The organism is Sphingobacterium lactis, assembly GCF_051951495.1.
Lineage (GTDB): Bacteria > Bacteroidota > Bacteroidia > Sphingobacteriales > Sphingobacteriaceae > Sphingobacterium > Sphingobacterium lactis_A.
On sequence record NZ_JBNHAS010000002.1, the window covers coordinates 741,584 to 754,168 of the forward strand.

Genomic DNA, 12,585 nt, shown 5'->3' on the forward strand with positions numbered 1-12,585 from the left:
AACAGGAAAAGTGGAAAACCAATCTAATATCTTAAAATACAAACATCTCGGAATCTACACTCAAAACGAGAATGTAGTATATATGCATGAAAACTGCCACGTTTGTGCTTCAGAAGGCTTTGAGGCACTTACCCGAATTAGAATATCCACTGCAACGGACTCAATCGTAGCAAGTCTTAATGTAATTTCATCCAATCTTCTATTGACTGATGAAATTGGGTTATCGGACGCCGCAGCAAAAAAACTGAATGTTTCCCCAAATGAAACTTTGTATGTTTCACATTTGGAACCTATTAAATCTTTAAGCCACGTACGGGCAAAAATCTACAATCAGAAACTGGATTACTTGGCGTACAATGAAATCATTACGGATATAGTTCAGGGCAATTATTCCAATATCGACCTCACAGCATTTATCACCGCCTGTGCCGGAAATAGAATGGATCTTGATGAAATCACCTATCTTACAAAAGCCATGATTGCTTCTGGTATGCAATTGCACTGGAACAAGGAGATTGTTGTTGATAAGCATTGCATCGGAGGGTTACCAGGCAATAGAACAACACCGTTGGTAGTTGCCATTGTTACTGCCTTTGGCCTTACAATGCCCAAAACGTCTTCCCGTGCCATTACCTCGCCTGCCGGTACTGCAGATACCATGGAAGTATTTACCAATGTAACGCTTTCCCCTGAAAAAATAAAAGAAGTGGTTCATAAGGAAGGGGGGTGTATCGTTTGGGGTGGAACAGCCCAGTTAAGCCCGGCAGATGATCTGCTGATAAAAATCGAAAAAGCCCTCGATATAGATAGCGAGGGACAGCTAATTGCTTCGGTACTCTCAAAAAAAGCAGCGGCGGGTTCCACGCACGTTGTTATAGATATTCCTGTAGGTGAAACTGCAAAAATGAGAAGTACAAAAATGGCACAGACAAAGAGTATATGGGTGGTCTAAAATACATTTTGACCAGAAACATTGCCGCTACTACCCATTATGACAGCGATATGGGCTGGGGGTTCGGATTGAATTTGTCCTATTAAGTTTGACTTTCTATGAGGTCGGATTTAGAATCCGACCTCTTTTGATGAATTAAAAATGTTACTTAATGAGCAATTATTACGAGGAAATAATAAAGAAACTAGAAGATGAAATAAAAGAGGTGTCTCTTGAACTGGATGGTTCCATAGCTTTGTATGAAGTTATTATCGAGTTGATATTATCGAGACTTTCCGAAATAAAGGAATATACACTAAAAAATGGCTTTGATAGTATAAATGAAGAGATCCACTTTTTCAAATATCAAAAACCAGTCATTGTTTCAAAACTCATTTACTATAACGCTATCTATAAAATAGAGACAAAAAAACCTAATGATATAAAAGATATTAGGAAATACATTAATGGTGAGCTAAGGAAACTCAAACGGTATTTTGAGAGTAACCTTGAATTCTATAAATATTACCGAACAGGCAGTTCATTTGTAGATGAAAAGTTATTTGTTCGGGGCAAACACGATATAAAGTTAAGTTTGGACACGGTTTATTTTGAAACCGACCACCGGTTTTCTACATCCCACGATTATAAAGCGGCAAAAATAATTGCCAATGACCTGATTCAAGTTTATCTTGAAGACCAACTTCACAACATAATCTATAAAGATAAATCAATAGACCTACCAACATTAAGTTGGACGGGAAGCAAAGCGGCTTTAACGGAATTGATTTACGGACTGCATTCTCAAGCCGTCTTCAATAATGGGAATACAGATATTATAACCATAGTCAGATTTTTTGAAAACAGTTTTAATGTTGATTTGGGCGATTTTTACCATACATTTTTGGAACTCAAAGCAAGAAAGCTGAACCGAACGAAATTCCTTGACAGCTTACGTGATGCTTTGATTAAAAAAATGGAAGAACAGGACGAAATATAAAATCAAAAGACGATTTTGTCGATCAGAGACTGTAAAATAAACTGTGTCAAGGATAATAAACAGAAGTATTATTTTTGACATAGTAATTATGAGTATTAAGGAAAGCGATTTTGATTTTGAGTCCATGAAGGACCTGGCCCTAGAACAGTTACGTAGTGGTGAATCACTTTATGGCAAGAACGGAGCTTTTGCTCCTTTAATGAAAAAGTTTTTAGAAGCAGCGCTAGAAGCTGAGATTGAGAGCCATCTGGATGAAGCTGAACGCTCTTGTGGTAATCGTCGTAACGGCAAGTCCAGCAAGCAGATTCGCACCTCAGATGGCACTATCGAGATCGATACTCCGCGTGACCGTCGGTCTAACTTCGAACCCCAGCTTATTAAGAAACGTGAGACGATTTTAGCTTTCTTCGATTACCGATAAGATCATTCCCCAGGTCAAGGAGTGGCAATCAAGAAGTCTAGACTCGCTTTATACGATTGTTTGGATGGACGCCATGCACTACAAAGTAAAAGAAGACCATCGGTTTGTTTCGCGGGCAGTATACAATATTCTTGGCATTGATCGAAATGGACATAAGCATCTGATAGGGATGTATGTTTCGGAGAATGAGGGAGCTAACTTTTGGTTGAGCGTATTGACTGATTTACAAAATCGAGGCGTAGAGGATATCTTAATTGCTTGTATCGATAATTTAAAAGGGTTTTCCGAAGCGATACAGAGTGTTTTTCCCGACACCGAAGTACAGACCTGTGTAGTACATCAAATCCGAAACAGCCTAAAGTATGTAGCCATTAAGGATCAAAAGGAGTTCATGAACGATCTAAAACCCGTATATAGGGCCGATACGTTGGATCTAGCCGAGCTTCGGATGGATGAACTTCAGGATAAATGGGGTGAAAAGTATCCTGTGGTCATTGAATCCTGGCGACGCAACTGGGATCGTCTGACCACCTATTTCCGATACGATAAATCCATCCGAAAGTTGATATACACGACTAACACGATCGAAGGATTTCATCGCCAAGTGCGTAAGGTCACCAAAACTAAAGGTGCATTCACCTCCGATATAGCGTTATTGAAATTGATTTATTTAGCACATAACAACATTAAGAAGAAATGGACGATGCCACTAGCCAATTGGGGAACAACAGCACAGAAATTAGCAATTTGGTTTCCGGGAAGAATGGTGTTAGATTTGCAATAAGAAAAATGGTTGAATTACCGCCCCGCGGGGCGGTAATTCAACCATTGACACAGTTTATTTTACACTCCCGTCGATCATTATTCGGCGAAGGAGCCAGTCCATTTTCCTCTTTCCCTAACTATCGTTTACAAATGGAAACGGTCCTGAAATTCTTTACCCAGTTTGAATTCATTGGAGGTTTTTAGACTTCTACCAATAATGAGATTATACCGCCGTTGCCATTTGCTCACAAGCTTCTGCGCATTTGTAGCAAGCATCCGCACACTCTTTGCAATGTTGCATATCATGCTTAGCACATTCATCTCCACACGCTCTACAAATCTCCGCACATAGCTTGCAAAGGTGACGGCTATATTGGCTTCCCAAACTCATGAGTTCGGCTGCGGCTCTACATATGGCTGCACATTCCAGATCAAGCTGGATACATCGAGCCATCATTTTTACATTGTCCTCTTGCAAGCAAGAAGCTGCACAATGGTTACAAGCTACAGCACAGGCGTAGCATTCGTCAATACATTTTTGAAATTGTTGATGTGACATAATTTTATTGTTTAAAGTGAGAAATTATTTATCTATTCTTATTAGCTAATAACCAGGTTTGAATCTCCGAGATTTCCTGATCCTGTTTTTCAATAATATTTTTTGCCATTGTCTGCATAGCACTTTCGTGTCCGTAAATAAGTTCCAATTTTGCGTTTCCAATTGCATTTTGATGATGCTGAATCATCAACATGGCAAAATCGTGATCCGTGTCTCCATTAATGATTTGGAGATCTGTCACTCTGCCTGAGCGTTCCATATTTTTCATCTGCTCTGTAACAAATTCGGGAACATTTAGATGCGGTACGTGACCATTGAGAAATGTGGTTAATTCTCGAATCTCAGCCTTCTGGTCTTTAATTATTTTCTGGGCCATCTCCCTCATTTGCGCATCATCGCCGGATTGCAGTTCCTTATTTGCCATGTCGATCGCTCCCTGATGATGCATTCGCATCATCAGAGCAAAAGCATTATCAGGGTCGGGGGGCATTTGCATGGCCATCATCTCATCCATCATGTTGTGCATGATAGTCATCATTTCATTGTCATCGTGATTCTGGATTTTGATTTTGTTGATATCGTCCTTATCGCACGCTTGGATAAATAACAGTATTCCTGCTATTGCCATTATTTTTATCGCTAATTTCATAGATGTATATTATTATTATCAATTTCCTTTTCTCTTTTAATAATGAAATGTTAAAGACTTTTTTTGATAGAACACATAGACACAACAACATACAATTCAATTTGTTTGATTTTTTGGATTCAAAACGAGCTACAGATAAGATATGTGGGTGTAAGATTATTTCTGTAATGTAGTGGTTTATGCTACTATTTATTCATCAATTTTGAAATGAATCACAGTCCAGAAATAAATTGAACGAACCTGAGATGTTGTGATTAGGAAAATGTATGAATGGGTAAATGTTTTTACAATACTCCCCGTGACATATAAATACTTTTTGTCGGTACTACGCTTTCCATAGCCTTTGGATTTTCTTGCTGCTTTTCGACTTGTTCTGTAGAATTTTCTATTGGTTCCGGAGTGTTAGATAACTGTATTTTCCGCTCAATTGCCGCCAACTCCGTTTTGAGTTCGCTAAGTCGGTTTTCTTTTGTCCACGTACCATTGATTACTTCCTTAAGTATTGGAATGTTTTTTTGGAAATCTGCCATATTCTCCTGTTCTTTTCTGATATAGGTGGGCAGCTTTTCCAATGCTTTAATAAAATTTAGTGAAGCTGTTTCGGGATCTTTTGCCATTACACCATTGTTGAATGTATATTTGATAGTACCCTCACCTTGAATAAAAAAACGGTTTACACGAATATCCACCCCCTCTTTTTGTGACATTTCCGTTTTTACCAAAAGTTGAAAGCCATACAGATTACCGATTTCTTCATAATCCCCACCCGTTCGGGATTTGTCGGCAAGCTGATTGAGCTTTGCACCGATTTGTTTTATATCCGCATTGGGCGACAAAACGTCTAATTTAATAAGGTTGGCAACGGAACCGTCAGTGTTTTTTTGGATACGTCCCTGCAAATTATTCCAATCAAGGCTCATACGGTCATAGCGGGATTGGGCTTTTCCAAGTTCTGCCTCATAATCTTCCAGTTTGTACTTGGCACTTGATTTTGAACGATTGAACGATTGCCTTTCGCTTTCCAATCCGGCAATCTGTTTCTCTATTTTAGCTTTGTCCAAAAGGTCGGTATTGCCCATAAGGATAGCTACATATTCCGAGAAATTCATACCCGACTTTTCATCCATACCACCTTCGTCAATCGTCCGTTTACCAAGATTGTTGGATTTTAATTGGTCAATAAATAGCTGTTTGTTGTGCAGCAGGTTGAACTTATAACTATCCAGCGATTTTTCAACGGCATAGATGATTACATCCACTTTATTGTCGTTAAAATGCTTGGCAATCTCATTGCCTTTGCGGATAGCCCTACCGTCCCTTTGCGCAAGGTCGGACGGTCGCCACGGCGTATCTAAATGGTGTACGGCAACGGCTCTTTTCTGTGCGTTCACACCTGTACCGAGCATACTCGTAGAACCGAAAAGGACACGGATTTTGCCCTCGTTCATTCCTTTGATTAGCTCTTTTCGTTGCTTGTCATTCTTCGCTTCCTGTATAAAGCGGATTTCGTGTGCAGGTATGTCGTGGTCTTCCACGAGCTTACGTTTGATTTCGGAGTAGATATTCCACTGATTTGGCTTGTATGTTCCCAAATCCGAGAAGATGAACTGCGTGCCTTTCTGTGCATTGAATTTATTGTAATATTTAGCAATATTATCTGCACAATGGGAAGCTTTGTTATCGGCGTGGTCTTGGTAATGGGGGCTTACCATTCGCATATCCAAAGACATCTTTCGAGCGTAGTCCGTAGCGATAAGCATTTTTGCTTTTTCTTCTTTTTTAGATAGCGGTTTTCTGCCAAGTAATTCCCCTTTGCCTGATTTGGCAAACTCCATCAGCTTTTCAATAAACTTCTCCTGGTCTGGAGTTGGAGGTATGTTGTAAAATATCTCGTTCTTTTCGGGACGGTCTATTCCAATCATTTCGGCGGTACGGTAATCCGTGATTTCGGAGTAGAATTGAGCGAGTTCCGGCACTTTGATAAAGTAGCGGAAACGCTCTTTTGCCACGATATTATTGGCGACCGAAAACTCATAATCGGTTGTTTTCTTTGCGTAGATTGCCGCCCACGCATCAAACGAGTTAATGCCCTGTTTTGCCAAAGCCCTTGGTCGCAGGTATTTGAACAACAGGTACAATTCGGTCAGTGAATTGCTGATAGTCGTACCCGAAAGGAAAGTTGCCCCCATATCCGCATCGGTACGTTCCTGTATAGTCCGTATAGCAAACAAAAGATTCAGTGCCTTTAGGCTTCCCTGTTGATTGCCCAATCCTGCAACCCTTGAATGCCTTGTGTTGAAAATCAGGTTTTTGAATTGGTGGCTTTCGTCTACAAATAAATGGTCGATACCCATCATCTTGAAGTCCACAATATCATCTTTGCGGTTTTCAATGTCGTGTTGCAGGGTTTTCAGCTTGACTTCGAGGTTTTCTTTCTGTTTCTCTGCTCCGGCGAGCATACCCCGGGTTACTTCATCGCCCTGACTTCGCAAAACGTCAAGATTTTCCTCCACACTGTCCAGTTCGGATTGCAGGATTTCCTTTTGTATTTCGGGCGATTGGGGTATCATTCCGAACTGGTCGTGGGTCAATATCACACAATCCCACTCGTTGTTCTTAATATCTCCGAAAATCCGCAGTCGTTTTTGGGGCGTAAAATCATCAATGCCCGGATAGAGTATTTTAGCGTGCGGATAGGCGGTGCGGTAGGCTTCGGCAATTTCAGGTATATTCGCTTTCAACCCGATAATCATCGGTTTGTGAGCCAGTCCCAAACGCTTCATTTCCTGTGCACCCGTGCACATTATCAACGTCTTTCCGGCACCTACTTCATGGTCGCAGATAGCACCGTTATTGAGCTTTATTATCCAGACAGCATCCTTTTGGCTTGAATACAGGTCTTCAATACCCAATGCTTTTCGGTCCAATTCCGGAAACACCTGATGGGAACCGTCGTAGTGCGGTCGGACAAAACAGTTAAAGGTGTCGTTGTATTGGTCAGTCATCCTTATCTTGAACTCATCGTTTTGGGCGTGGAGCCAATCGTTAAAGGAGGTTCGGATTTCGTCAATCTTGGTATTCGCCATTTGTATGGCTTCCATATCCCGTACCTTGACATTCTTTCCGTCAACCTGTACCGTTTTGGAAATATCGGGTGTGGTATTGACAAGGGCGTGCTTCAGCAGGGCAATCCCGTCATACGTCCGGCTTTGGGCTTTGACCGCATATTTATCCCATATATGGACATTTTTCTGTTTGCAGGTGACGGAAAAATCATCGGCACTGTCCGAATAGTGGATTTTCACATCTGCGTCGAACAGATGCGATGCAAATCGGGCGTAGATGCCAGTGGGTATCCAGCGTTCGCCCAGATTAAAATCGAGTTCCTCAAATTCGATACGTCTTGGTCGGGCTTCTTCCAAAACGGTAAGGCTTTCTTTAGCTTGGGTATCATCGGGATTGCTTTCGAGGTAATCTCTTATTTCGTTGGCTTTCTCCACTACATTGCCCGCAACCCAGCGTTCGAATATTTCATATTCCTTTTGCAATGGATTGTAGTAGATGAGACCGTGTAAGGCTTCTTTCAAAGCATCAGCAGGCATACCGCTGATTTCGGACATAAAGTCCAAATCCACGCTTCCGTATTTGTTCAGCGAAGCCGATAACGCTTCTTCGGGATTGTCCGTTGCAATGGTTGCGGTAGAAAAACTTACAGGACGGCTGAATATATCTGCCTTATGGATTACACCACCAACGACACGCTCCAGATAGGGCATTTCTTTGCCTACACTGTCTGTTTTGATGAGCTTGATATTGTCCGCACTGTTGAGATTTCCGTACCTTTTGACAAAAGCATCGTATAAGCGGTTAAGGTTTTCCCTTTCTTCCTTGTGTTCTGAATGTTTCTCGGCTTCTTTTTGGTAGAGGTCGATATAGGTATCACGAACTTGGATATATGCTTCGGCTCTTGCTTTTTGCAAAGACGGTAACTGCAACGGGTGGAATATTGCCCTTGCATCACTTTTATCCACTTCCTGCAAATAGCCGACCCAACCGTTATCTACGACAAGGCAATCGTTACGGTGAAACTGTTGGAGTTCGTCACTGTACGGAGCAGGTTCGGGAACAGTAGCAGGTACGGTACCGGCTGACTTATCGGCTTGGCCATTACTGTTTGCCTGTGAAAATAAATCGCCGATTGTTTTCTGTTTTGTGCCATTGGTTTGTAAGGTTTTATTGACCGTGCCGTTTGATGCTGGAGATGTATAGGACTGTTGCATCGCTCCGCTAAAGAGGTCGGTTTGCCGACCTCTTGGGGTACGTTTTCTTTTTGTCGTTTGTCTTTTGGCTTGGGTGGTTTTCTTTGGCGGGGTAATAACCGCTACGGTTTCATTTACATTTTCAAACAGGTCGAAAATGCTTAGCTGTTTTAATTCCTGCTGGCTTTCCTGTACAATGGCTGGTGCAGTAAAACGCGGTCGTTCGGGTTGTATGATTTCGGGTTCAGTAGCCGGAGGTGCCGGCGTTGGCGTAATCGGAATTTGTACGATAGGTTCATCGTTGCTTTCGCCTTTGTACAAATCAAAATTCAGGTGCTTTCCAAAATCTTCGGAAAGCATTTGCTTCAAATCTTTGGCAATCCCCGCAACACCGTCTTTATGCGTATAGATAATTGCAGGTTTTCCGTATGGGTCGGTATCTATCTTACGGTCGGTATGTATGACCCTCGTACCGTCACGGAAAAAAGCATTGCTTGAAGTATCGTATTTGGTCTGCCTGCTTTGGCAAAACAGCTCTTCCAATTCGCTCAGAGGTTGTTTTGCCGTATTCTTTTGCAGGATAATCAGGTCGCTTCCGACTTCTGTACCTGCATATTCCGTGAACAGGTTGTTTGGCAATCGGACAACCGACACCAGATGGTTGCTTTTCATTAACGCCCTACGTATCGGCTCATTGTTGGGGCTGTTTAAAATTCCTTGCGAAGTAATAAATACCTGCAAACCACCCTCACGGAGCATATCGTTTCCTTTCAAAAAGAAATAATTGTGTATGCTACGGGCAGCCTGTATTTTTGCGGGGTCTTTGCTTCGGGAAAACGTAAGATCGAACACGGAAGTATCGCCAAACGGAATGTTGCTTGCAACAACATCATAGCTATTTTGTTCCTTTTCGGGGATTTCCTCAAAACCGCTCACACGGATATTGCTTTCGGGATAGAGGTGTTTTAGGATTTTGCCTGTCAGCAAATCTTTTTCATAGGCAGTTACTTTGGTTTGTTGGTTTTCGGAAAAGGATTGTATAAACGAGCCGATACCTGCGGAGGGTTCAAGGAATTTCTGAATATTTACATCGCTTTCCCGCAGGGTTTCGGAAATTGCATCAATTACCTGTGGAGGTGTATAAAAAGCCGTCAGCACGGAGCTTTTCATACTGTCCACGTATCGGCGGTATTGCTTATCGTCTTCGGACTTTTCTTTGAGCAGTTTGTGGAGTTCCAGCGTAATGGGGAATAAATCGTGTTCGGTTTTCCTCCAATGGTTGATATCTATTTCATTTGCTATGGGGTTCAATACGAATTTAAGACCGCCAAATCCGCTGTATTGTTTCATTGACAGTCTTTCACCCACGGTAGCGTTTCGTTGCTCTTTTTCCAATGTAAAGGCAATCCGCAGGGCTTCGATATTGTCCAAGAGATGCTGCCGTTTACTGAAGCCCATTTTCCTCAATCCATATTGCGATGGTTCCGGTTATCTCGGTATAGAGCAGGTCAAACTCATAACCGTAGGCAAAATCATCGGCTAGTTCATATTGGGCGAAAACATTCTCGCAAACAGGGAACATTTTCAGAGCGAACCGCCGCAGTTCCTCGTCTGCCATTAGGGTATCGAACTCATTGCATACTACCTGAAAAACCATATCAAACTTGGAGAAGTGCAAACCCTCAAAGAGTATGTAATTCGCTATCTCATTACATTGCTCAATGGCATTGCCGGAACGGAACGCATCCTCATAGGCATTGGCAGCCCACGAGGAACGCTGGTCAATAAATTTTTGGTTGCTGGCTTTTTCAGGGAAACTACTGTTCAGGAGTTCCTGTAGTCGTAAACGGAAATACGACAGGTCTTTTTGCTGTGTACTCATAATTAAATTTTGTTTAGAATTTTGCGTAAAACCTAAAATTAGAGCAGGGAGCAAGAGCCTTTGAAGAAGTGGCAGGGTTTGGCTTCGGGAGGCAGGATTTGGCAGAACAGTGTTTATTCAGATATCGTTATAGAGTTGTCCACTTCATTGACATATACGTCCGACCCATCAAAATCATCATCATCGTTTTGGGAACTTTGTCTTGTAAAAAGCTCCAGTCTGTCAACTTGCCCAAAAAGCCGAACAATACGCTTTCTGATTTTGTCAGGTTTTTCGGATTGTCTTCCACGGGGAGATATAAGCACCTGTGGAACATCTCTTGCATGTCTTTCAAGAGGTTTTCCCTTTGTGAACAGTAGGACGATTTCTGCATTTGCCCGTGTAATATATCCCATTCCAATAAAAACCCAATCATTGTTCCTGTTCGTTTTTTTTTCTTGCAACGGCTAAGGTATCAGCGAGAAGAAAAGGTCGACTGAAAGTGGCAGAGTTTGGCTTTGAGAGGTAGGGTTTTACCACACATAAGATTATTAAAAGAATTGATTGTTTTTTTACAAACCATATTATATCTAAATTTATTATCGTAATATTGCGATATATAAAAAACAAAGCATGGGACTTACTAAATCAGAAATATTCACGGACGAGCAAAACAGATTAGCTTCTCTATTTAAGGTTCTGGCACACCCTGCAAGGGTTGCCATACTTCAATATATCATTAACCAGAAAGCCTGTATCTGTAATGATCTGGTCGAGGAATTGGGATTGGCACAGGCTACGATTTCTCAGCATTTAAAGGAGTTAAAGAGTATCGGCATCATTCAAGGCACAATCGAGGTTAAATCTGTTTGTTATTGCATCGATAAAAATGTTTGGAAAAAAATCCAAGCAGATTTTAATTCATTCTTTGATCAGGAAGTAAAGGTAAACAAGTGCTGTTAGCCGTGTTTTTTTAATATTTAACATCGCTATATTACGATACAATATTTTAATAAATCATTTCAAAATTCAAAAACAATGAAACTATCAAACATCAAAGAAATCTTACCAACATTGGACAATGTTGAATTTCAATTAGCGGACGGAACATTTGTCCCCAAACATTTCCACGTTACGGAGGTAGGTATTGTTACAAAACATTTTATTGATTGTGGCGGAACGATCAGAAATGAAAAGGTCGTCAACTTCCAGTTGTGGAACGCCAACGATTTTGAACACAGGCTAAAGCCGACCAAACTATTGAACATCATCAAACTGTCCGAAGAAAAATTGGATATTCAAGATGCCGAAATAGAAGTGGAATACCAAAGCGAAACCATTGGCAAATACAATCTGGATTTTAACGGAAACCATTTTGTACTGAAAAACAAACAAACCGCTTGTTTGGCAAGTGATGCCTGCGGTATTCCTGCCGAAAAACAAAAAGTAGAATTATCAGAGCTGAACAGTGCTTGCTGTTCGCCTAATTCGGACTGTTGTTAAACCCTATAAACCAATCGTAATGTACAAGAATTTAGCTGAAACCATAAAGGGAATATCTGATGTTCAGACCGTAAGCGAAGAACGTAAAACCATATTGCAACCCTTGATAGACTTCGTACAACAAAAAGTAAGCAACGGACAGGTAATAAATCTCAATTTCATCTGTACACACAATTCACGAAGAAGCCATTTATCGCAGGTTTGGGCACAGGTGGCAAGTGTATATTACCATATCCCGAATGTATATTGCTATTCGGGCGGTACGGAAGAAACGGCATTATTTCCGAAAGTAGTGGAAACATTGAATGAACAGGGTTTTTCTGCTTTCAAAATTTCGGAAGCGGACAATCCTGTTTATGCTATTAAGTACAGTGAAAATGCTTTGCCGATTATCGGTTTTTCAAAAAAGTACGATAGCCCTTTCAATCCTGTATCGGCATTCACTGCCATTATGACCTGTTCACAGGCAGACGATGGCTGTCCTTTTATTGCAGGTGCAGAAAAGAGAATACCTATCACATTTGAAGACCCGAAGATTTCAGACGGCACAACAGAGCAGACAAAGATATATGCGGAAAGGAGTTTGGAGATAGCAACTGAAATGTTCTATGTTTTTTCAATGATTAAAAAATAACCA

9 protein-coding genes and 1 pseudogene are annotated in these 12,585 nt (G+C 41.2%); 6 read left to right on the top strand and 4 right to left on the bottom strand.

The features are described 5' to 3' along the window. Positions 1-10 precede the first annotated feature (10 nt). The 3 genes and pseudogenes from ACP6L2_RS10905 (at position 11) to ACP6L2_RS10915 (ending at position 3,136) form a co-directional block, all read left to right on the top strand. Entirely contained in the window at positions 11-952 is a 942-nt protein-coding gene (locus ACP6L2_RS10905) for a thymidine phosphorylase (RefSeq protein WP_002993220.1), read from the top strand. 151 nt (positions 953-1,103) lie between these two features. Continuing rightward, complete coding sequence (locus ACP6L2_RS10910; RefSeq protein WP_440509215.1) at positions 1,104-1,931, top strand: RteC domain-containing protein; 828 nt, start codon at positions 1,104-1,106, stop codon at positions 1,929-1,931. A gap of 88 nt (positions 1,932-2,019) precedes the next feature. After that, positions 2,020-3,136 (top strand): annotated as a pseudogene (locus tag ACP6L2_RS10915) (IS256 family transposase). A 204-nt stretch (positions 3,137-3,340) separates the two neighbouring features. Here ACP6L2_RS10915 and ACP6L2_RS10920 read toward each other — a convergent pair. The 4 genes from ACP6L2_RS10920 to ACP6L2_RS10935 form a co-directional block, all read right to left on the bottom strand. Continuing rightward, positions 3,341-3,676 (bottom strand): four-helix bundle copper-binding protein, encoded by a 336-nt coding sequence (locus ACP6L2_RS10920; RefSeq protein ID WP_002993225.1) that lies wholly within the window; start codon positions 3,674-3,676, stop codon positions 3,341-3,343. Between the two features lie 28 nt (positions 3,677-3,704). Next, positions 3,705-4,325: a DUF305 domain-containing protein gene (locus ACP6L2_RS10925; protein WP_440509217.1), complete on the bottom strand. Its 621-nt coding sequence runs from the start codon at positions 4,323-4,325 to the stop codon at positions 3,705-3,707. Positions 4,326-4,609: 284 nt separating this feature from the next. Further along, complete coding sequence (locus ACP6L2_RS10930; RefSeq protein WP_434426520.1) at positions 4,610-10,015, bottom strand: N-6 DNA methylase; 5,406 nt, start codon at positions 10,013-10,015, stop codon at positions 4,610-4,612. 13 nt (positions 10,016-10,028) lie between these two features. Continuing rightward, entirely contained in the window at positions 10,029-10,466 is a 438-nt protein-coding gene (locus ACP6L2_RS10935; RefSeq protein WP_002993229.1) for a DUF1896 domain-containing protein, read from the bottom strand. A gap of 612 nt (positions 10,467-11,078) precedes the next feature. Between ACP6L2_RS10935 and ACP6L2_RS10940 the strand changes: the two genes are divergently transcribed. The 3 genes from ACP6L2_RS10940 to ACP6L2_RS10950 all read left to right on the top strand — a co-directional run bounded on the left by ACP6L2_RS10940 (position 11,079) and on the right by ACP6L2_RS10950 (position 12,582). Then, on the top strand, positions 11,079-11,408 hold the full coding sequence (locus ACP6L2_RS10940; protein WP_002993233.1) for an ArsR/SmtB family transcription factor: 330 nt from the start codon (positions 11,079-11,081) through the stop codon (positions 11,406-11,408). A 75-nt stretch (positions 11,409-11,483) separates the two neighbouring features. After that, complete coding sequence (locus ACP6L2_RS10945; protein ID WP_002993236.1) at positions 11,484-11,948, top strand: DUF6428 family protein; 465 nt, start codon at positions 11,484-11,486, stop codon at positions 11,946-11,948. Positions 11,949-11,967: 19 nt separating this feature from the next. Next, the gene (locus tag ACP6L2_RS10950; protein ID WP_002993237.1) at positions 11,968-12,582 is read left to right on the top strand and encodes a hypothetical protein; all 615 of its coding nucleotides are present in this window, start codon (positions 11,968-11,970) and stop codon (positions 12,580-12,582) included. Positions 12,583-12,585: the final 3 nt, after the last annotated feature.